The sequence below is a fragment of the Deferribacter thermophilus genome, from assembly GCF_049472675.1.
Lineage (GTDB): Bacteria > Chrysiogenota > Deferribacteres > Deferribacterales > Deferribacteraceae > Deferribacter > Deferribacter thermophilus.
Window position 1 is genome coordinate 53184 of the sequence record NZ_JAPNXM010000007.1, and the last position, 20420, is coordinate 73603.

Here is a 20420-nt window from a genome sequence, read left to right on the forward strand (position 1 = left end):
TTATAGGTAATTTTCTAAAACTATGGAGGTTATACCATGACAAAGTCTCAATTGATCGAATTAATTTCAGAAAAATATTTAAAACTTACTAAAAAGCAGATAGAATTTATTGTAAATGGTGTTTTCAATACAATTAAAGAAGCACTAAAAAATGGTGAATCAGTCGAAATAAGAGGTTTCGGTAGCTTTAAGGTTAGACAAAAAGAAGCTAAAATCGGTCGCAATCCTAAAACTGGTGAAACTGTTCAAATCCCTGCAAAAAAAGTCCCATATTTTAAACCAGGTAAAGAAATTAAAGAACAATTAATCGAAAAACCAGCTAATAAATAATTTTTCTTTAGCTTTATAAAAATTTTTTAGATGTTGCCACTTGATGTGGCAGCATTTCTTTATAATAAACCCATCTCTTTCATTACTAATTGCAAATCTTCCCATGCTAATTTTTTCATCTTTGGATTTCTTAATAAATAAGCTGGATGAAAAGTTGGCATAACTTTTATCCCTTTGTAATCCCTAAAACTACCTCTTATTTTGCTAATCGCAGTGGTTGTATTCAACAAAGCACTTGCTGCAATACTACCTAAACATATAATATATTTTGGCTTTATTATCTCAATCTGCCTATGTAAATAGGGGATACAAGCTGATATTTCATCATTTAGTGGGGCTCTATTATTTGGAGGTCTACATTTAACAATATTTGCTATATAAACATCATCCCTTTTTAATTTCATCGCTTCAATCATTTTTGTCAAAAGTTGACCTGCTCTACCCACAAAAGGTCTTCCTTGCTTGTCTTCGTCAGCGCCAGGACCTTCACCTATAAACATTAATTCCGCATTTGGATTGCCTTCACCAAAAACAAGATTTGTCCTGTTTTTACTTAACCTACATTTATTACAATCTTTTACCTCTTTTAAATAAAAATCATACAATTCATTTTCACACTTAATATTAGAATTTATAAAAATCTCTTCAATTCCGAAAACTTCTTTTAAAAATTTTTCACTCATTTTTCTCACGCAAAATATTATAAGCTACATCCACAACATGTTTTGCTATAAGATATTTTGACTGTTTAGATAATCTTATATTCTCACCATTTTTTAAAAATATTGTAACTTCATTTTCATCTGCCCCAAAACCGATATCACTCCTTGAAACATCATTTACCACTATCATATCAAGCTTTTTTCTATTAAGTTTTTCCATAGCATTATTTATTAAATCATCAGTTTCAGCAGCAAAACCTACAACTACTTGTTTTTCATTTTTTACTTTAGAGACTTCATAAAGAATATCCTTGTTTTTTACCAGCTCCAAAAGCAGAGTTTCATCATTTTTCTTAATTTTTTTATCAGAAATATTTTTAACCCTATAATCTGCCACAGCAGCAGTCATGATAAGTATATCATATTCAGAAAATCTTGAAATTACTTCATTATACATCTCTTCAGCACTTCTAATCTTTACATAAGAAAAGGGTGAAAGATCTAAACAAACATCGCCTGCAACAACAAATACTTCTCCTCCATTATCTTTTATATACTTAGCAATATTATAGCCCATTTTCCCACTAGAATAGTTTGAAATAAATCTGACAGGATCAATCCCTTCTTTTGTAGGTCCTAAAGTAACAAGAAATTTTACACCTTTTAATTTTTCCTCTACTACAATATTAAATATTTCTTCAGGTTCTATAAGCCTACCTTTACCTTCTGTTTTACATGCCAGCTCACCTTCATCAGGTTCAAATACAAAGTAGCCCAACTTTCTAAGCTTAGCTATATTTTCCTGAACAAAAGGGTTTTCATACATATTAGTATTCATAGAGGGGAAAATGTATACAGGCTTACTCTTTACAACCAACATTGATGAAGTAACTAAATTGTCCCCTATCCCATTTGCAATTTTAGATATAGTATTTGCGGTACAGGGAGCAACAATTATTTTATCAGCCCATTCAATAAGATCTATATGATCAATCGAATCAGGCTCAACATCTGTAAGAAAATCATCAATGTAAACCCTGTTTTTAGTTAAACTTTCAAATGTTAGTGGGGTTATAAATTTTGTAGCATTTTCAGTCATCCCCACCTTGACATTATGACCAGCCTTAATCAGTAATCTACATAAATTTGGTATTTTATATGCAGCTATTCCGCCTGTAACAAAAATTAAAAAATTACTCATCCTTTTCTTGTTCCTCTTCAAAAATGATCTTATTATCTATAATTTCTGCCAAAGCAATCGTAATATTTTTATGATAACCCTCCACCTGTGGTGGAACAGTATCCTCTTTTCTTTCATATAACTCCCTAGCTCTCTGACTAGCTAATAAAGAAAGTTTAAATCTACTTTTCACATCATCTCTATTAACACCCTTTTCAATATTCAAAAACGCCATATTAAACCTCCATATCTATTAATTCTTCTATATTTTCTATATCTTTAGTCTTCAAATGTTCTGATAGATAAATTGCATTCAACTCCTCAAATGCAATATTTAAATACTTATTAACAATAAGATAATCATACATTTTATAAAATTTAATTTCTTCTAAAGCGTTTTTCATCCGAATGTTTATATTCTCAATTGTTTCGGTTCTACGATTTACTAATCTGTTTTTCAACTCTTTCATACTTGGAGCTACTATGAATATGAATACAGCATCTGAATATTTTGCTTTTATCTGTCTTGCTCCTTGAGGATCAATATCTAATATTACATCATAACCACTGCTTAAATATTCTTCAATTAATTTTTTAGATGTGCCATAGTAATTTCCATGTACCACAGCCCATTCCAAAAACTCTTCATTATTAATCATCTTTTTAAACTTTTTTTCATCAATAAAAAAGTAATCCTGACCATCTACTTCACCAATCCTTGGTTCTCTTGTAGTATAAGAAATAGAATACTTTAATCTATCTTTATATTTGCTAATAAGTTTATTACACAAAGAGGTTTTACCTGCTCCACTTGGAGCACTAACGACAAATAATTTTGTTTTATACAATGTTCTGCACCTGCTCTCTTATTTTATCAATTTCTACTTTTGCTTCAATAACCACACTCTTAATATCTGATAAAAGAGCTTTTGAAGCAATAGTATTAAACTCTCTATGTAGTTCTTGAGCTATAAAATCCAACTTTTTACCCATTTCACCTTCTGTATCTAAAACTGACCTAAATTGCAAAATATGAGATTCAACTCTAACTAATTCTTCATTTATATCAGATCGTTCCACAAGTAAAGCAACCTCTTGGGCTATTCTATCTTCATCAACTTTTATTTCTAGCTCTTTAAGTCTGTTTTTAAGCTTTTCTATACCAATTTTATAATTCTCATCAGTCATTTTATCAATATTTAACTTAAATTTTTCTAACAAGTTTATTCTCTCTAATAAATCTTCCTTTAATTTTTCACCTTCAACTCTTCTCATTTCATCAACTTTTTTCAATGTCTCATCAACAGCTTCAATTATTAGATCACCTATTTCAGAGTAAATCTCTTCATTATCTTCATAACTAATCACATCAGGAAACTTTAGAATATGGTCAATCCTTATATCATCAATAATTTCACTTTCCATTTGAAGCTCTCTCAATATAGACATGTATGAAGCTAACAGATTTCTATTCAAAATTGGATTATTAATTACTTTTTTTGGTGTAACATCTATAAAAACATCAACTTTGCCCCGTTTTATCTCCTTCTTAATTAAATTTTTTAACCCAATTTCTAAAAATATAAAGTGTTTTGGAAGTCTCAAATTAATTTCACAATATTTACTATTCAAAGTACGCATCTCAACACTTATATCAGCTAAATCATTACTTTTAACCACCTTACCGTAACCAGTCATACTTTTAACCATTATTTACTCCATCAACAAAATTCTTGCTAACAACTTTAAATCAGCATATATAATAGATTATTAAGAGGAGGTCAATATGTTTAACCTAATTACAGTGTTATTTGTTTTACTAATAGTATTAATAGCTAATTCAGTAAAAATTCTAAAGGAATATGAAAGGGGTGTAGTATTTAGACTTGGAAGATATGTAGGAGTCAGAGGCCCAGGATTAATTATACTCATTCCTATTTTAGAAAAAATGATAAAAGTAAATTTAAGAACTATAGTAATGGATGTTCCACCTCAAGATGTAATTACAAAAGATAATGTTTCTATAAAAGTAAATGCTGTGGTTTATTTTAGAGTACTACACCCAGATAAAGCAGTACTTGAAGTAGAAGATTACTACTATGCTACAAGTCAAATTTCACAAACAACATTGAGAAGTATTCTCGGCCAATTTGAATTAGATGACTTACTTTCTAATCGTGAAAAAATAAACATGGAACTGCAATCAGTTATAGATAAACACACAGATCCTTGGGGCATTAAAGTTAGTGCAGTTGAAATGAAACACATTGATTTACCTCAAGAAATGCAAAGGGCAATGGCAAGACAAGCAGAAGCAGAAAGGGAAAGAAGAGCAAAAATTATACATGCAGAAGGTGAATTACAATCTGCAGAAAAACTCTCCCAAGCTAGTGAGATCATGTCAAAAAGCCCTATAACTTTACAGTTAAGGTACTTACAAACATTAAATGAAATCGCTTCAGAAAAAAATTCTACAATAGTTTTTCCTATACCAATGGAAATAATTAAGCCTTTTTTGAACAAAAAAGATGATAAAGGTGAATAAATGAAACTACTTCTTCATCAGTGCTGTGCCCCTTGCTCAGTTTATCCAGTATCAATTTTAAAAGAAACACCTTACACAATCTATGGTTTCTTTTATAATCCAAATATCCATCCTGTGGTAGAGTTTTATAAAAGACTAGAAAATGTTTTGTATTTCAACAATATTAATAATATAAAAACAATCGTTGATGAAACATACGGTTTAAAAGAGTTTGTTCAAAATGTGGTTTATCGAGAAAACAACAGATGCAAATATTGCTATTTCACTAGATTAGAAAAAACTGCTCAAATAGCAAAAAAAGGTAAATTTGATGCTTTTACAACTACACTCTTATACAGTAAATATCAAAATCATTTGCTAATAAAAGATATCTGCGAAAATCTCTCTAAAAAATATAAAGTTGATTTCTATTATTACGACTTTAGAGAAGGTTGGAAAGAGGGTATTGAAAAATCAAAAGAACTTAATTTATATAGACAACAATATTGTGGATGTATTTATAGTGAAGAAGAAAGATACAAAAAACAACTATCAAAACAATTCAACATCATGAAAAATTCTGTAACAGAGGTGGTGCATGAATCCACTGAATGAATTAGGAAAAACTTTATTGATTTTTGGAATATTTTTTATTGTTATAGGAATAATACTTATATTCAGTGGAAAAATACCTAATTTTCTTGGAAAACTTCCAGGCGATATTTATTACAAAAAAGGGAATTTCACTTTTTACTTTCCCCTTGCTACATCAATTATAATAAGCATCATATTAACAATTTTACTCAATATTTTCTTTAGAAAGTAATTTTAGGCACAAAAAAACCCCACCTAAAAAGGTGGGGTATTAATTTCACCTACCCTATGTTGCTTATATTTTTACAACATTGGAGGCCTGTGGACCTTTAGGCCCTTCAACGATATCAAACTGAACCTGATCGCCTTCTTTAAGGCTTTTGAAACCGTCCATTTTAATAGCAGTAAAATGAACGAATACATCATTACCGTCGGAGCTGGTAATAAAACCATACCCCTTTGAATCGTTAAACCACTTAACTGTTCCTGTCTTACTCATAAACTCACCTCAAAATTTTGTTACAGGGGTAAACCCCTTATTTAATCCTACCCTTATATTATACTTAAGTCAAATAAAATTTAATAAAAAATAAAAATTCTGTAAATATTCATTCTTATTGGTGTATGTATTTTTTAAGATAAAAGACTTACAGAATTTAAATCTGGCAACAATAGAAAAACACTATAATTCAAATGAAAAGAAAGGAGGGTAGCCCCTCCTTTCTTATTTAGTAAAGTCTAATAATTGTTTAACAGTTTTTTCGATACCTTCAGCAACCTCAGAAATACGCTGACCAAGCATATAAGCAGGTGTAGTAATTATTTTATTTTCTTCATCCACAACTGCTTCTTTAACAGGACAATTGATATGAGTAGCTCCCAAATTCTCAACAGCAGATGCAACATTTTCATCCGTACCAATAGTTATTTTAGTTTTTATCCCCGCTCCTTCTAAAGCTTTTGCAACTAAAACTGGAGCTATACAAATAGCAGCTAAAGGTTTTTTAGCTTCAATAGTCTCTTTAACTATCCTTTTCACTTCCGGATCTATTTGACAATCCACACCATCTACTGCAAAAGTTGTAAGATTTTTAGCGGCACCAAAACCACCAGGAAAAATTAAAGCATCAAAATCATCTACTTTAACATCTTTTAAATCCTTTATGTTGCCTCTTGCAATTCTTGCTGATTCTACTAATACATTTCTACTCTCCCCTTCAGCAACCTCACCAGTCAAATGATTAACAACATGAAGCTGTTCTTTATTTGGTGCAGCTATCAAAAGTTCAGCTCCATACTTATCTAAAAAATACATAGTCAAAACTGCTTCATGAATTTCACTACCATCATAAACCCCACATCCACTCAAAACAACACATACTTTTGCCATAATTTCACCTCCAAAATTTGATACTAACTGGCTCAACAATATTAAATTTAATGCATTTATTGAAAAGTTTCAATTATAAAAATATATTTTATTTTGGCAAAAATTTATTTATTATGTAAGAAACTAACAAGGGGTGGATGAGATGGTAGAAAAATATCAAAAATGTGCAGAATTAATCAAAGAAGCTGAAGTTTTGATTATTACTGCAGGAGCAGGAATTGGTGTTGATTCAGGCTTACCTGATTTTAGAGGAGATAAAGGGTTCTGGAAAGCTTACCCGATGTATGAAAGATTAGGATTAAATTTTGTTCAGTGTGCTAATCCCGTACACTTTGAGAGTGATCCATCTTTTGGTTGGGGTTTTTATGGGCACCGTTTAGAGATGTACAGAAATACAACCCCACATAAAGGTTTTTACATAATGCTGGAATGGATTGAAAAATTTGGATTAGATTATTTTGTCGTAACATCAAATGTGGATGGACAATTTCAAAAGGCAGGTTACGAAGAAGATAAAATCTACGAAATCCATGGCTCAATTCATCACCTTCAGTGTGTAAAACCCTGCACAATGGCAATTTGGGAAAACACAGAACATATTGAAATAGATTATGATACAATGAGAGCTAAAAATATCCCCAGATGTAAATTTTGTGGTGATGTAGCAAGACCAAATATTTTAATGTTTGGAGATTATTCATGGATTGCTGACAGATCGCACAGACAATCAGTTTTATTTGATAATTTCTTAGAAGAACACGAAAACAGTAAAATTGTAGTTATAGAGATTGGAGCAGGTACTGCAATCCCATCAATAAGATACACCAGCGAAAGGATAGGCAGATATCATAATGCAACAGTCATAAGAATTAACCCAAGAGAGCCTCATATCAACAAACCACACATTTCTATCCCAGAAGGAGGCCTTAAAGCACTATCTGAAATCAACAAATATATTTAAAATATATTATTTTTGTAAAACTTTTATAATTTCACCAATATACATACGATGATAATCTTTTTTGGGGTAGAATGTTTCTATTTCCTTATCAAGAAAATTAGACGGATTTAAATCTGAAAAGTATAGCTTTTTGCAACAATAAACAGTATCTGCTTCTTCAAAATATATAAAATTATCATCATTTATTACGCTTAGTCCAGTTTCCTTAACTTTATCTACATCATACCCAGATTTAGTTCCGCAAAAGTTTAAAACATCTCTGTATTCTTCATCAAAAAAAGAAAGCGTAAAGTATTCTGTCTTTTCCATTAGCTCAAAAGTATATCGTGTAGGCCTAATAAAAGCATAAACCACATTTTTATGCCATAAAATACCAAAACCTCCCCAACTTGCAGTCATAGGGTTTACTTTCTCAGCAGTTGGAGTAATAAGCATCCATCTATCATTAATTTCAGTAAAAGGGTTAAAATTTAGTTCATTTATTTTTACCTTTTTAAACATTTTCACCTCCGATTAAAGAAATTAACTAATTCTGGATTGTAATTCAACACTTTTTTTGATAAAAAATGTTGGATGAATAATAAACAACTAACATATACCAAGATTTTTAAATTTTGGTTCCCTCTTGCCTCTACATGGTTGATGATGGCTCTTGAAGGCCCTATACTTGCAGCTATAATAGCAAGACTACCCAATGAAAAGGTAAATTTAGCAGCCTATGGTATTGCTTTAGCCTTTGGGCTAATTCTGGAATCTCCAATAATAATGATAATGGCAGCTGCTACAGCACTTATAAAGGATAAAAATTCTTATCAAAAAATACGTAATTTTACCATGATGTTAAATTTTATTGTTACAATATGCATTTTGATATTACTTTTACCTCAAGTTTTTAACTTTATTGCAGGAAAACTTATTGGTTTAAAGGAACCTGTTTATACACTAACATATAATGCCACAATGTTTTTATTGCCCTGGCCTGGAGCAATTGGTTATAGAAGACTTTATCAAGGTGTTTTAATAGTCAATGACAAAACAAAGTTTATAGCATACAGTACAATTATTAGACTTGTTTCAAACATTTCAACTGCATTTTTATTATATAAATTTACTATAATTGATGGGGCTTACATTGGAACTATAGCTCTATCAACAGGAGTTATTTTTGAAGCGTTAGCTGTTAGAATTATGGCTCACAAATCTGTAAAAGAGATAATTAATAGAAAACCAACAAAGGAACAACTTACTTACAAATTTATATCAAAATATTATTACCCTTTAGCTCTAACCCCTTTTATTGCTTTATCATCTCAACCAATCGTAACATTCTTCTTAGGTAAAAGTTTAAAGGCTTTGGAGTCTTTAGCCGTAATGCCAGTAGTTTACTCGCTAACCTTTATTTTTAGAAGTATAGGGTTATCCTATCAAGAAGTAATAATAGCCTTAACAAATCAGTATCCAGATTTTAAACATAAAATTAGAAACTTTGCAATAATCCTTGCCATCACAGTTACCTCTTTATTATATAGTATAACTGCTACACCACTTTCTGATATTTATTTTTTAAAACTTAGCGGATTATCTTATGAGTTGGCAGAATTTGCCAAAACCCCAGCTTTAATAATGTCAATAATGCCAGCACTTACACTATTATTAACCTATCAAAGAAGTATTTTTATTTTACAAAAAATTACCTTGCCTATCACTATTGGAACTATTATAGAAGTTTTAGGAATTATTATCGTCATATCATTTCTAATAAAAATGAAGATATTCGTAGGTGCAATATGTGCTGCCTTGGCATTTGTCTCAGGAAGACTATTAGCAAATATTTATTTCCACATTAGTATCTTTTTTGTAAAACGGAGAAAAAATGTTAAAAATGTATAATAATTTTCAAATAATAAATTTTTATTGTTGTTTGATTATGTGGTAAAGATTTGCTAAAATAATATTATGAAAATATTGTTGATTGAAGACGATTTGTTACTAGGAGAAAGTTTAAAGGAATTTCTAGAATCAGAGAAAAATGATGTGGACTGGATAATTGACGATAGAGAATACGAATATAAGCTATTATCAAATGAGTATGATATTATACTTCTTGATTTGATGTTAAAATTTAATAAAGGTGAAGAACTTTTAAAAAAAATTAAAAAGCTAAAAAACATTCCTATTATAATCATTACTGCAAAATTTGACTTATCTGATAAAGAAACCTGTTTTTTGTTAGGAGCTGATGACTATATTACCAAACCCTTTGAACCAAAAGAATTGTTGCTTAGAATAAACGCTGTCACCAGAAGATATTTTGACAATAAAAATAGAATTTATATATCAGATGAAATTGTCATCGATATTACCCAACAATCGCTTTTCATAAATAATGAGCTTATCCCTCTTACTAAAAAAGAGTGGGAGCTTTTATACATTTTAGCAAAAAATAGAGGTAAAATTGTATCAAACGAATGTATCCTAAATTATGTCTGGCAGGAAAACCCAGTAGGTACAGAATCAATCAGAACCTATATAAAAAAACTTAGAGAAATCTTAGGAAAGGATTTAATAGAAACCCACAAAGGTCGGGGGTATCGATTAAAATAAAATTTGAAATAAAAATTTTTATCGCTTTAGAGCTAATCATTGCCATTGTCCTCAGTATGATTAACTTAATTTTCATTTTTAGCTACAAAATAGAAATTGAAGAACAATTAAAAAAAGAAATTCCTCTTTACCTAACTCTAAAAGCCACCAATAAAAAATTTAAACTACCAGATTATTTGCTTATTGAAAATAAACTATCATTCAAAAAAGATTACACCCTTTTTAATGTAAACGGAGAAAAATACATCTATATCAAATCTTCATACATAAAAGACAAGCTCAAAGATAAGCTCTTTATAATTTTTTACTGGGATATGATAGCAATCTTTTCTGTGGCAATATTGTATTATCTTGTTTTATACAGGTTGATAATAAAAGAAAAAAATTATCTAAAAAACTTTGAGATTCTACTTCTAATTTTTTCTCACAAACTGAGAAACTTTTTAACCACCTCAAAACTCAATCTTCATTTAATCAAAACAGAAAACAGAGTCCCACTGGAAAGATTAATTCATGCTCATGAAAACCTTGCAAAAGATTTAGAAAATATTCAATATTTTATCAAAAGATTACCCACTCAAAATCAAAGTAAAAATAAAATAAATATACCTATTTTAGTTAAATCTTTAATCGAAGAGCTGGAGCTAAACAAACTTTTTTCTATAAAATTTAATTGTTCTGAAATTTATATTAATGCACCTTATCAAGATATTTACTTTGCCTTATACCTTTTGTTTGATAATATCTTAAAACATGCAGGTCAAAATGTCACAATAAAATGCGGCAAAATCAAAAAATTAAAATATCTCATTATAAAAAATGATATAACTGAAAATGAAACAAAAGGGCTTGGAGTAGGTTTATATGTTGCAGAAAAACTCCTTACCACCAATGGCTTCAAAATCAAAAGAAAAATAACCTCAACCTTCACAATCGCCATCAAATTTTAACAACAAATTTAATAGGCTGTTGCACAATAAAGAAAATAATATAATTTTTGAGATTGCTTCACTGACGTTAGCAATGACCAATTTCGCGTCATTGCGAGGAGCGAATGCGACGAAGCAATCTATCGATTATTAATTTTCCCAACTTAAACTATTGTACAGCAGCCTTAGAAAGTTCATTTGCAATTTAAAACGAAATATTTTACAATAAATTAGTATTTTTCACGATTTTTTTACAAAAAAGAAATAATTTGATATTTTAAGTTAAGTGGAGGAATTGTATGAAAAAAATATTTCTTGTATTAATCATATGTTTTTCATTATCTATAATGAGTTTTGCAAAAGAAGAATCTAATAATCTACCTAAAGAGCAAGTTGTTAATTTAAAAACAGGATATATAAAAAGCTTTAAAAATGAATTCATATCTTTGGAAGATGGTTTCTATTTTTATGTTGATGAAAATACTGTAATTATTAACCCTGAAAATAGAAAAGTAGATAAAAAATTCTTAAAATCTGCATATAAAATTAAATATAAAAACAACGGAAATTATGTATATTACATAAAAATATTATCATTAGTTAAATAGTGAGGATTGCTATGGGCAAATGCATTACAATATCTTTAATAATAATTTTAATGTGTTTTTTTAATCCAGTATTATCTCAAGCTGCAAAACCATCAAACAACTCAGATGCTGGACAAATGGTTACTTACTGCTCTATACCACCATTTGTTTCCTCAGCTATTCAGCCAAATGTGCTAATAATACTGGATAATTCTGGAAGCATGTTTGAATTTGTATATAAAGAAGAAAAATCTACAAGATCATACTCTAACGATTGTTCAAATGATGCTACAGTTTATTCAGGATACAAAGATAATGAAACCTATTTTGGCCTTTTTGATCCTAATAAGAAATACTCATATAATACTACTAATGATTATTTCTATGAAATAGAAAATGGTGAATGGAGTGGTAATTTTTTAAATTGGTTAACAACCAGGAGAATAGATGCAGTAAAAAAAGTATTAACTGGAGGAAAATATATCATCACCAATGATGGAAATATTTTGTTAACTGCAACAGATAATTTTGATAGAGATAGTCGAAAAATATTAGAAAATAATGTACAAAATCTCACTGGACTTAATAATTATAACGATCAAGGTGCTTATTTTTACTTTTACAATAATAATAATAATAATAATAATAACTTTGTTTATTTTGATGTTAGACCTGCAACATGGAATAATAACTGTTGGGTAGTTGATAATAATCCTACAACATTTAGAGTTGCTTTGAAAGTCGAAACACAACCCTCTGGGATAATACAGAAAACATGGGATAAAGTAAGATATGGACTTTTCACCTTTAATTATGACGATGGAGGTCATTTAGTTTCTGAAATAGGGAGTAAATATGATAATCCAACATTTATTGATGACATAAATAAAATCACTCCGTCAACTTGGACTCCACTTGGAGAAACTCTATATGAAGCTACTTTATATTTTAAAGGAGATAAAACTTTTTATAACGGTGATTATACATATAATAGCCCTATCCAATATAGTTGTCAGCAAAATTATGTTCTTATTTTAACTGATGGTGAATCAACAAGGGATAAAAACTTTCCAAACAAACTTGATAGTAATGACCCAAATAGCACAATTGATAATCTTCTTGACATTATTGAAGAAAATGAGGGGTTTAATGATAACAGATTACATAATGACTTAAATGATTCCAATGGATCATATAGCTTAGCTGCAGTATCTTATTGGGCTCATACTACAGATTTAAGAGAAGACTTAACAGGTACTCAAAAATTAAATATTTTTACAATCTTTGCATTTGATGATTCGGAAAACGCAAAAGATTTACTTAAACTTTCAGCAAAATACGGTTCTTTTGCTGATAATAATTTTAATAATTTGCCAGACAATTCAAACGAATGGGATGCAAACAATGATAATATTTCTGACAACTATTTCGAGGTCAATAAAGCAACTGATTTAGAAACAAGTTTAAGTACAACAATTGCTAAAATTTTGCAAGGGGCAGCAGCAGGTTCTGGTGTAGCCCTCATGACTGATAGGACAAGTAGCACAAGTATTGCTATCCAAGGTTTATTTGAAAACAAAAAGGATATTGATAATTCAACATTGACATGGATTGGACGTTTATTTGGGTGGTGGGTTTATGCAATAGAAAAAGATAATGAAAGTATAAAAGTTAACATTAGAGAAGATACAATAAATAATAAAAAGTTTAAATTAACAGAAGATAGAATTTTAACATATGATTATGACGTATTAGATAATAAATTAGTGCTAAAACTTATTACATGTGATGACAATGGCTCTGGTCTAATTGATAATTCTAGTTGTAAAACTTTCTATTCTTTTGACGACATTACACCAATATGGGATGCAAGTGAAGAATTATTAAATAGAGAAGCTGATAATAGAACAATTTACACATATAATGATAATGGAGATCTTATTCCAATTGATGATTACAATAACTCAGAATTGTTTGGTACAGATAATACCACATATATCACATCTTTAATAGATTACATAAAAGGTATTGATTCTGATAACTATAGAAATAGAACAATTAAAGTTGATAATGAACAAAAAGTATGGAAGTTAGGTGACATTATCCACTCTAGACCTATGTTGGTAAAGTATGATGATTATACTGTTGCTTATGTTGGAGCAAATGACGGAATGCTTCATGCATTTAAGGTAGGTTATGCTAAAAAATTAAGAGATGATCCAGAGGGTTATTTAGCAGTCTTACAAAATTCTAAAAATGACAGTGGACAGAATGAAATAGGTAAAGAGCTATGGGGATTTATACCACATTCTGTTATCCCATATTTAAAATTTCTGGCAGACCCAAATTATTGCCATTTATATTATGTGGATGCACAACCATATATAATAGAAGAAGATGGAAAGAAAATCTTAATCGGCGGATTAAGATTAGGTGGGGGTTGCTATTGTAGTAAGCAGGAAGCTGCTGATGAATGTGTCAAAAGTCCTGATAACGAAAATGGACTATCGTCATACTTTGCACTAGACATTACAGATCCAGAAAATCCAAAATTTCTGTGGGAATTTAATCATAAAGACTTAGGTTTTTCATACTCTGGTCCTGCTTATATAAAACGCCCCGAAGGTAAATATATAATGTTTTCTTCAGGACCTACTACATATGATGGTCACTCCTCTAAGTCATTGAAATTTTTTATTTTAAAATTAGATGAAGATTTCAAATTAATAAATAATACTCCAGATGTTTTAGACGGTAAAACTCAAAACGCATTTGGTGGTAAACTATATACAACTGGTATTGATAAAAATGAAGATGGTTTTACTGATTTTATAGTAACAGGTATTGTAAAAAATGTAGGTAAAACAAATTCTCAAGGTGGTTTAGTCGTAATCCATACCAAAGGAGGAGATCCATCAGCTTGGACTGTTTATCAAAATTATTATAATTTTAGCCAAAACCCAACCGTTTCTAAAGTCGAAGCAGGCAAATGTTTTAACTTAGGTTATTATTTGTTTTTTGGTAGCGGTAGATATTTTTATCCTGGAGATGATGAAGGAACCTCAGGTGTTGGAAACGAAGAGAATTATATTTACGGAATACCTTTTGACTGTGATGTTGAAGAAGGTTGCAAAGGGACTGTTAACAATATTAAATCTGTAGAGCTATTAGATGACCCTTGTAATGACCTAACAAATTTTGAAATCACAAACAATGAGTCTAAGGAACTAGGGTGGAAAATAAAATTAGACCCTACTGATAATGTATATTTAAAGGAAAGAAATATTATAGACCCTGTTTTAGTAAAAAATAAAAACAATCCAGCTAATAGATATACTAATAATAGAGATTACTGGACATCGCAAATCATTACATTTATTACAAACAAATATGAAAAAGATCCATGTATTTTAAAAGGTAAAAGTAAAATATGGGCACTTAACTGTGCTACTGGTGGTCCTTTAAGACCAGACAATATTACTCACAAAATTTGTAGTAATTATCAAGTAACTGACGACTTTGCTATATTTACTACAGCTAGTACAGGTGAAATTTCTATTGTAACAGATGACGATGTAGGAACTGAAAGATTCATCGAAAAAGATAGTAATATTATAGCTTCTGATTTAGGTGAAGACTTAACTGGTAACAATAGAAAAGGTAGAATACTTTTATGGATAGAAAAATAATGAATAAAAAAGGGATAACTCTAATAGAATTACTTGTAGTAATATCAATTCTTGGTATAATATTAGCTATAGCAATACCAAATTATAATAAATGGAAGATAAAGCATGAAAGAGAGAAAGAGTTGAGACAACTATATTCCATAATACAACAATACAGGACAAAAGCTTTTACTGAAAAAACAAGCTTCACACTTGAATTTCCTTCACAAAATAAATTAGACATTAAAAATGACAATGGAACTATCGTTAGCTCAATAACATTTAAAATATCCTTTGATAATCCAAGCACTATAACAATTGACGATAGAGGTACTCTATCGAATATTTCAATCAAATTAATTAGTGATTCAATAAATGATTCACTACCTTACAATTGTATTGTCAGCAACGGTATAAGAGTTAGATTAGGGAAAATAGATGGTGGTGGTAGCTGTGTTGCAAAATAAAAAAGGATTTACATTAATAGAAATGATGGTTAGTTTATTTATTTTTTCTGTGGCATTACTTGGGCTTGTAGCTTCGATGATAACTGTCAAAAAAATGAATATGAGAAATAATGTCAGAAATATTGCAATTGAGCAGGTTAATAATGAAATCGAGAAATTAAGAGCATACGGTTTTAACAAGATAGATAATTTAATTGGCTCCTGTGAAAATATAGAGTGCTCCCCTGCAAACGACAACTGCAGCATGAAAGCCCAATATAGAAATACATGGATAAGTATAGGGAAATCTTTTACTGTAAATACTTCTGGCACTACTAAAGAAATAGTTATTACCTCTTGTTGGGAACTTTTTGGTAAAAAATATACTTATACAACTCAAACCTATATCGCAAAGGATATACAATGAACAAAAAAGGTTTAACATTAATAGAACTCTTAATAGTGATTTTTTTATTGGCTATTATATTATCAGCTGTTTATATAACCTATACTACACTTTTAAAAGATTACAGAAAAGAAACTAAGAATATAGAAACAGAAATAGAAAAAATGGTGGGACTTGATATTTTAAGACTTGATATCACCCATGCTGGATACGGTATATCAGATAATGAAACATCAAAAGTGATAGAATGTATTAATTGTGAAGATCCTGATAATATTTCTTTTATAATTAGATCCACTTTTAATGTTACAAACAACGATACCCAACACTGGATCTTTGTAGATGCTGATGATAATAAAACAATTGGAACGCCAGATAACAATATAAAATATGTATATATTGATATTAATAAAAAACTTTTAAAAGATAGTGCTTTGTGGACTAACAAGCCTAACAGTGGGAAATATATTGCTTACCCTGTACAAGACAATGCTACAGGTTGTTCTAATCAAACTTGTACAAAAATAACTTACAAACTAAGCACAACTAATTTACCTGAAACATGTAATCCTAATACCTTTAAATTACTCAGGGCAGTAAATAATGGTAATGGAGATCCAATTTTAGATTGTGTTGCAGATTTTAAATTAAGATTTGATTATGATAAAAATAACGATGGAGAAATAAACAGTAACGAAGAATTATTAAGTTTTGATAATATAAGTAGTGATAATTCAACTGCATTTAGAAATAAACTAAAAAGAGTCAGAATATTTATACTTTTACAAGATGGCGGATATGATAGAGACTTTACTTTTCAGGGAGCTGACAGTAACAACAAAATAACTGTTGATGGTGTAAAATTACAACTTCCAAACAACTATACTCATTATAGATGGAAAACTGTTGTGTATACAATAAAACCTATGGATTTATGATATGAAAAAATTAGCAAATTTACCTAAATTAAACAATAAGGGTATTGCTCTTTTAACAACTCTTATTTTATCGCTAGTTGCTTTAGGTTTTGTGGCAGCTATAATGTATATGCTAAACTCATCTACAAACATTTCTGGAACACATAAAAGATACCAAAATGCACTGATGGCAGCAAGAGGTGCTAGTGAATATATAATGGACAAATTAGTATCTGGCGATGAATCAGATTTATGCAATACTACAACATGCCCTGAAAATACACCAATTGATTTGAGCGATTTATTCAGCGATTATGAAGTAAAAGCTACTTTATTAAACAGATATGAAGATACTGTAAGTGATATTATAATTTATTCCTTTCGTGTTACTGCAACCAATAAAAACAATCCAAAAGAAAAAAGTATTATAGAGTTTGTATATAAAGTTGAATAATTTCTTTTTCAAATTTCTTGATTATAATCTTTTGTTTTGTTAATATCTTTGAAAATTTTATAGGGGGGTAAAAAAGGTGAAAAAATTTAAAGTTTTAATTACTGATCATATTGCAGAGGAAGGGATTAAAATCTTACTTGATAGCAAAGATATAGAAGTAGAAGAAAAACCAGGCATTTCTCATGAAGAGCTAAAAAAGATTATTGGCAACTATGATGCAATAATCACCCGCAGTGGAACCACAATCACATCAGATCTTTTAGAAAATCCAGGAAAATTAAAAATTATTGGCCGTGCCGGGGTAGGATTAGATAATGTTGACATAGAAACAGCAAGTAAAAAAGGTATAATAGTAATGAATGCCCCTACAGGTAACACACTTGCTGCAACAGAACTCACTATGGGAATGATGCTTGCTGCAGCTAGAAAAATCCCAGCTGCCCATATCTCATTAAAAAATGGTGAGTGGAACAGAAAGAAATTTATGGGGATACAGCTTTTTAATAAGACTCTAGGAATAGTAGGACTTGGTAGAATTGGTAGCAATGTAGCTATCAGGGCAAAAAGTTTTGGTATGAAAATTGTAGCTTATGACCCATATATCAAAAAGAGTAAAGCAGAATCACTTGGGGTAACTTTGTTAGATAACCTTGAAGATTTACTTAAAATCTCTGATGTAATTACATTTCATACACCTCTTACAAAAGAAACAAAAAATATGATTACTAAAAAAGAAATAGATATGATGAAAGATGGTGTAATCCTTGTCAACTGTGCAAGAGGTGGTATCATCAATGAAAATGATTTATATGATGCTCTCAAATCAGGAAAAGTCTTCTCAGCTGCAATAGATGTTTTTGAAAAAGAACCACCGAAAGACAACAAACTTTTAGAATTAGACAATCTATTCGTAACTCCACACATCGGTGCAAACACTGAAGAAGGTCAAAAAGGGGTTGCTGTTATTATTGCAGAGCAGATAGTAAATGCCCTTCATGGCAAATCTTATATAAATGCAGTCAACATACCTTTTATGAAATCTCAACTTCCTGAAGATTTACAAATCTATTTTGAACTAATCGAAAAAATCTCAAAACTAGCAGCTCAAACTGTTAAAGGTAGACCAGACGAAATAAAAGTAACACTTGTAGGTAAAAGATTCGAAGATGACATCTGCGAAAGAACCTTTGATACCCCTTTTAGCTACCAACCATTTACAATAGCAGCAATCAAAGGCTTTTTAGAAGTGAGATTACAGGAATCTGTATCATATATTAACGCACCATATTTTGCAAAAGATAGAAAAATCAATATAATAGAATCAAAACAGGAAACTTATGATAAATATAACGACCTACTAGTTTTTGAAGTAAAAACTGACAAAGAACATAGAATTATTGCAGGAACAGTTTTTAACAATAATGAAGGAAGAATAATCCTATTTGATAACTTTAGATTAGACATTATACCTGAAGGTACATTCTTATATTTTAGAAATATTGATAGACCAGGAGTAATAGGTAAAGTTGGAACAATCTTAGGTGAAAATAATATAAATATTGCAGGATTTGAATTAGCAAGACAAAAAGGTGGAGAAGCTATAGCTTTTGTATCTGTTGATAACGAAATCCCTGATTCAGTCTTAGACAAAATAAAGAAAATAGATGGAATGCTAGAAGTAAATTTAGTAGAACTATGATAAAATTAAATATAACATCAACAAAAAGAGAACAACTTATTGACATTACTACTGAGATTACAAAAATCATAAATAATGAGGGGTGGGATGATGGAATACTTCTTATCTACACCCCTCATACAACAGCTGCTATCACAATAAACGAAAATGCCGACCCAACAGTCAAAGATGATATTATATCTTTTTTAAATAAAAAAATACCTTTAGACTACCCATTCAAACACTTAGAAGGTAATTCTGATGCACACATAAAGTCTTCACTAATTGGTTGCAGTGAGCAAGTTATTATAGAAAATGGTAAAATAGTTCTTGGAACATGGCAAGGAGTGTTTTTTTGCGAATTTGATGGGCCTAGAAATAGAACTGTTAATCTAAAATTTATTAAATCAAAATAAATGTACAATCATTTAATCAATTTACAAAAAAAATTAGCTAAAAGAGTAAGATTAACACCTTATAAAAAAGATTTTAAACTGATTGCAGGAATTGATGTATCCTTTTCAATAAAACATTCACTTTCATTTTGCTCTATTGTTGTTTTGAACAAATATTTTGAATTAATAGAAGTTTCTTGTTCCTTCAAAAAAATAAATTTACCATATATTCCTGGGTTATTATCATTTAGAGAACTACCTGTAATTTTTCAAGCTTATAAAAAATTAAAAAATAAACCTGATATATTTATCCTTGATTCACAAGGTATAGCACACCCTAGAAAATTAGGTCTTGCAAGCCACTTTGGTGTAGTTTTTAATGTGCCTTCAATAGGTTGTGCTAAATCAAAACTCGTTGGTACTTATAAAGTTCCACCTGCAAAAAAATTATCTTTTACTGAGCTAATTTATAAAAATGAAATTGTTGGTTATGTTTTACGAAGTAGAGAAAATGTAAAACCAATATTTATATCCCCCGGAAATTTGGTTGATTTTGATTCTTCATTAAACATAATTAAACAAATGCTCAATAAATACAGACTCCCAGAACCAACAAGATTAGCTCATATATATGCTGAAAAATTTAAAAAACATATTTTAAAAACACTTTAAAATTGTTGATTTTTATGAAATAT

Annotated in this window: 25 protein-coding genes; 17 read left to right on the forward strand and 8 right to left on the reverse strand. The window is 29.8% G+C overall.

All coding sequences use genetic code 11. The annotated features are described in order from the left end of the window. Positions 1-36 precede the first annotated feature (36 nt). Entirely contained in the window at positions 37-330 is a 294-nt protein-coding gene (locus tag OWM07_RS07750; protein WP_423303115.1) for an integration host factor subunit beta, read from the forward strand. 59 nt (positions 331-389) lie between these two features. On the opposite strand, the gene OWM07_RS07755 is transcribed toward OWM07_RS07750, so the two are convergent. The 5 genes from OWM07_RS07755 to OWM07_RS07775 are packed head-to-tail and all read right to left on the reverse strand — an operon-like array spanning position 390 to position 3882. Beyond that, positions 390-1013 carry a uracil-DNA glycosylase gene (locus OWM07_RS07755; RefSeq protein WP_423303116.1) on the reverse strand — a complete coding sequence of 208 codons (624 nt, stop codon included), beginning with the start codon at positions 1011-1013 and terminating at the stop codon, positions 390-392. Continuing rightward, on the reverse strand, positions 1006-2193 hold the full coding sequence (gene coaBC, locus OWM07_RS07760) for a bifunctional phosphopantothenoylcysteine decarboxylase/phosphopantothenate--cysteine ligase CoaBC (protein WP_423303117.1): 1188 nt from the start codon (positions 2191-2193) through the stop codon (positions 1006-1008). Before coaBC ends, OWM07_RS07755 begins: the two co-directional genes overlap by 8 nt. Then, positions 2186-2407, reverse strand: coding sequence for a DNA-directed RNA polymerase subunit omega (gene rpoZ, locus OWM07_RS07765; protein ID WP_423303118.1), 222 nt, complete (start codon positions 2405-2407; stop codon positions 2186-2188). Before rpoZ ends, coaBC begins: the two co-directional genes overlap by 8 nt. Before the next feature lies 1 nt (position 2408). Next, positions 2409-3020 carry a guanylate kinase gene (gene gmk, locus OWM07_RS07770; RefSeq protein ID WP_423303119.1) on the reverse strand — a complete coding sequence of 204 codons (612 nt, stop codon included), beginning with the start codon at positions 3018-3020 and terminating at the stop codon, positions 2409-2411. After that, positions 3013-3882, reverse strand: coding sequence for a YicC/YloC family endoribonuclease (locus tag OWM07_RS07775; RefSeq protein WP_423303120.1), 870 nt, complete (start codon positions 3880-3882; stop codon positions 3013-3015). The genes gmk and OWM07_RS07775 overlap by 8 nt, the downstream gene beginning before the upstream one ends. Before the next feature lie 76 nt (positions 3883-3958). Between OWM07_RS07775 and OWM07_RS07780 the strand changes: the two genes are divergently transcribed. From OWM07_RS07780 to OWM07_RS07790, 3 genes are read left to right on the forward strand one after another with little or no spacing between them, the layout of a single operon-like run. Further along, on the forward strand, positions 3959-4717 hold the full coding sequence (locus OWM07_RS07780; RefSeq protein WP_423303121.1) for a slipin family protein: 759 nt from the start codon (positions 3959-3961) through the stop codon (positions 4715-4717). Beyond that, positions 4718-5311: an epoxyqueuosine reductase QueH gene (locus OWM07_RS07785; RefSeq protein ID WP_423303122.1), complete on the forward strand. Its 594-nt coding sequence runs from the start codon at positions 4718-4720 to the stop codon at positions 5309-5311. Further along, on the forward strand, positions 5295-5522 hold the full coding sequence (locus OWM07_RS07790; protein WP_423303123.1) for a DUF2905 domain-containing protein: 228 nt from the start codon (positions 5295-5297) through the stop codon (positions 5520-5522). The genes OWM07_RS07785 and OWM07_RS07790 overlap by 17 nt, the downstream gene beginning before the upstream one ends. A gap of 63 nt (positions 5523-5585) precedes the next feature. Here the strand turns inward: OWM07_RS07790 and OWM07_RS07795 are convergent, their stop codons facing one another. After that, a complete protein-coding gene (locus OWM07_RS07795; protein WP_013008139.1) occupies positions 5586-5789 on the reverse strand; it encodes a cold shock domain-containing protein in 204 nt (67 codons plus the stop codon). A gap of 225 nt (positions 5790-6014) precedes the next feature. After that, positions 6015-6680: an isoprenoid biosynthesis glyoxalase ElbB gene (elbB, locus tag OWM07_RS07800; protein ID WP_423303124.1), complete on the reverse strand. Its 666-nt coding sequence runs from the start codon at positions 6678-6680 to the stop codon at positions 6015-6017. 142 nt (positions 6681-6822) lie between these two features. Between elbB and OWM07_RS07805 the strand changes: the two genes are divergently transcribed. Continuing rightward, positions 6823-7641, forward strand: coding sequence for an SIR2 family NAD-dependent protein deacylase (locus OWM07_RS07805; protein ID WP_423303125.1), 819 nt, complete (start codon positions 6823-6825; stop codon positions 7639-7641). Between the two features lie 6 nt (positions 7642-7647). Here OWM07_RS07805 and OWM07_RS07810 read toward each other — a convergent pair whose 3' ends face one another. After that, complete coding sequence (locus tag OWM07_RS07810; protein ID WP_423303126.1) at positions 7648-8142, reverse strand: flavin reductase; 495 nt, start codon at positions 8140-8142, stop codon at positions 7648-7650. Between the two features lie 72 nt (positions 8143-8214). On the opposite strand from OWM07_RS07810, the gene OWM07_RS07815 reads away from it, so the two are divergent. The 12 genes from OWM07_RS07815 (at position 8215) to nfi (ending at position 20397) form a co-directional block, all read left to right on the forward strand. After that, positions 8215-9531 (forward strand): hypothetical protein, encoded by a 1317-nt coding sequence (locus tag OWM07_RS07815; RefSeq protein ID WP_423303127.1) that lies wholly within the window; start codon positions 8215-8217, stop codon positions 9529-9531. Positions 9532-9597: 66 nt separating this feature from the next. Then, positions 9598-10245: a response regulator transcription factor gene (locus OWM07_RS07820; RefSeq protein ID WP_423303128.1), complete on the forward strand. Its 648-nt coding sequence runs from the start codon at positions 9598-9600 to the stop codon at positions 10243-10245. Between the two features lie 56 nt (positions 10246-10301). Then, on the forward strand, positions 10302-11195 hold the full coding sequence (locus tag OWM07_RS07825) for a histidine kinase (protein ID WP_423303129.1): 894 nt from the start codon (positions 10302-10304) through the stop codon (positions 11193-11195). 278 nt (positions 11196-11473) lie between these two features. Beyond that, positions 11474-11782: a hypothetical protein gene (locus tag OWM07_RS07830; protein WP_423303130.1), complete on the forward strand. Its 309-nt coding sequence runs from the start codon at positions 11474-11476 to the stop codon at positions 11780-11782. An 11-nt stretch (positions 11783-11793) separates the two neighbouring features. Beyond that, a complete protein-coding gene (locus OWM07_RS07835) occupies positions 11794-15450 on the forward strand; it encodes a pilus assembly protein (RefSeq protein WP_423303131.1) in 3657 nt (1218 codons plus the stop codon). Next, positions 15435-15896, forward strand: a complete 462-nt coding sequence (locus OWM07_RS07840; RefSeq protein WP_423303132.1) for a pilus assembly FimT family protein — start codon at positions 15435-15437, stop codon at positions 15894-15896. The genes OWM07_RS07835 and OWM07_RS07840 overlap by 16 nt, the downstream gene beginning before the upstream one ends. Then, positions 15868-16302: a type IV pilus modification PilV family protein gene (locus OWM07_RS07845; RefSeq protein ID WP_423303133.1), complete on the forward strand. Its 435-nt coding sequence runs from the start codon at positions 15868-15870 to the stop codon at positions 16300-16302. Before OWM07_RS07840 ends, OWM07_RS07845 begins: the two co-directional genes overlap by 29 nt. Then, positions 16299-17219 (forward strand): PilW family protein, encoded by a 921-nt coding sequence (locus tag OWM07_RS07850; RefSeq protein WP_423303134.1) that lies wholly within the window; start codon positions 16299-16301, stop codon positions 17217-17219. The genes OWM07_RS07845 and OWM07_RS07850 overlap by 4 nt, the downstream gene beginning before the upstream one ends. Before the next feature lies 1 nt (position 17220). Next, on the forward strand, positions 17221-17652 hold the full coding sequence (locus OWM07_RS07855) for a hypothetical protein (protein WP_423303135.1): 432 nt from the start codon (positions 17221-17223) through the stop codon (positions 17650-17652). Positions 17653-17728: 76 nt separating this feature from the next. Then, positions 17729-19351, forward strand: coding sequence for a phosphoglycerate dehydrogenase (gene serA, locus OWM07_RS07860; protein WP_423303136.1), 1623 nt, complete (start codon positions 17729-17731; stop codon positions 19349-19351). Continuing rightward, complete coding sequence (locus OWM07_RS07865) at positions 19348-19746, forward strand: secondary thiamine-phosphate synthase enzyme YjbQ (RefSeq protein WP_423303137.1); 399 nt, start codon at positions 19348-19350, stop codon at positions 19744-19746. Before serA ends, OWM07_RS07865 begins: the two co-directional genes overlap by 4 nt. Continuing rightward, complete coding sequence (nfi, locus tag OWM07_RS07870) at positions 19747-20397, forward strand: deoxyribonuclease V (protein WP_423303138.1); 651 nt, start codon at positions 19747-19749, stop codon at positions 20395-20397. Positions 20398-20420 lie beyond the last annotated feature (23 nt).

Excerpts from the sequence above, each read along its gene's own strand:
- rpoZ (WP_423303118.1), bottom strand. The coding sequence starts at position 2,407 with ATGGCGTTTTTGAATATTGAAAAGGGTGTTAATAGAGATGATGTGAAA.
- OWM07_RS07775 (WP_423303120.1), bottom strand. The coding sequence starts at position 3,882 with ATGGTTAAAAGTATGACTGGTTACGGTAAGGTGGTTAAAAGTAATGAT.
- OWM07_RS07835 (WP_423303131.1), top strand. The coding sequence starts at position 11,794 with ATGGGCAAATGCATTACAATATCTTTAATAATAATTTTAATGTGTTTT.
- OWM07_RS07865 (WP_423303137.1), top strand. The coding sequence starts at position 19,348 with ATGATAAAATTAAATATAACATCAACAAAAAGAGAACAACTTATTGAC.
- OWM07_RS07785 (WP_423303122.1), top strand. The coding sequence starts at position 4,718 with ATGAAACTACTTCTTCATCAGTGCTGTGCCCCTTGCTCAGTTTATCCA.
- OWM07_RS07755 (WP_423303116.1), bottom strand. The coding sequence starts at position 1,013 with ATGAGTGAAAAATTTTTAAAAGAAGTTTTCGGAATTGAAGAGATTTTT.
- OWM07_RS07750 (WP_423303115.1), top strand. The coding sequence starts at position 37 with ATGACAAAGTCTCAATTGATCGAATTAATTTCAGAAAAATATTTAAAA.
- OWM07_RS07845 (WP_423303133.1), top strand. The coding sequence starts at position 15,868 with ATGGTGGTGGTAGCTGTGTTGCAAAATAAAAAAGGATTTACATTAATA.
- OWM07_RS07855 (WP_423303135.1), top strand. The coding sequence starts at position 17,221 with ATGAAAAAATTAGCAAATTTACCTAAATTAAACAATAAGGGTATTGCT.
- elbB (WP_423303124.1), bottom strand. The coding sequence starts at position 6,680 with ATGGCAAAAGTATGTGTTGTTTTGAGTGGATGTGGGGTTTATGATGGT.
- OWM07_RS07790 (WP_423303123.1), top strand. The coding sequence starts at position 5,295 with ATGAATCCACTGAATGAATTAGGAAAAACTTTATTGATTTTTGGAATA.
- OWM07_RS07795 (WP_013008139.1), bottom strand. The coding sequence starts at position 5,789 with ATGAGTAAGACAGGAACAGTTAAGTGGTTTAACGATTCAAAGGGGTAT.
- nfi (WP_423303138.1), top strand. The coding sequence starts at position 19,747 with ATGTACAATCATTTAATCAATTTACAAAAAAAATTAGCTAAAAGAGTA.
- OWM07_RS07820 (WP_423303128.1), top strand. The coding sequence starts at position 9,598 with ATGAAAATATTGTTGATTGAAGACGATTTGTTACTAGGAGAAAGTTTA.
- OWM07_RS07840 (WP_423303132.1), top strand. The coding sequence starts at position 15,435 with ATGGATAGAAAAATAATGAATAAAAAAGGGATAACTCTAATAGAATTA.
- OWM07_RS07830 (WP_423303130.1), top strand. The coding sequence starts at position 11,474 with ATGAAAAAAATATTTCTTGTATTAATCATATGTTTTTCATTATCTATA.
- OWM07_RS07850 (WP_423303134.1), top strand. The coding sequence starts at position 16,299 with ATGAACAAAAAAGGTTTAACATTAATAGAACTCTTAATAGTGATTTTT.
- OWM07_RS07780 (WP_423303121.1), top strand. The coding sequence starts at position 3,959 with ATGTTTAACCTAATTACAGTGTTATTTGTTTTACTAATAGTATTAATA.
- OWM07_RS07805 (WP_423303125.1), top strand. The coding sequence starts at position 6,823 with ATGGTAGAAAAATATCAAAAATGTGCAGAATTAATCAAAGAAGCTGAA.
- OWM07_RS07815 (WP_423303127.1), top strand. The coding sequence starts at position 8,215 with ATGAATAATAAACAACTAACATATACCAAGATTTTTAAATTTTGGTTC.
- OWM07_RS07810 (WP_423303126.1), bottom strand. The coding sequence starts at position 8,142 with ATGTTTAAAAAGGTAAAAATAAATGAACTAAATTTTAACCCTTTTACT.
- OWM07_RS07825 (WP_423303129.1), top strand. The coding sequence starts at position 10,302 with ATGATTAACTTAATTTTCATTTTTAGCTACAAAATAGAAATTGAAGAA.
- coaBC (WP_423303117.1), bottom strand. The coding sequence starts at position 2,193 with ATGAGTAATTTTTTAATTTTTGTTACAGGCGGAATAGCTGCATATAAA.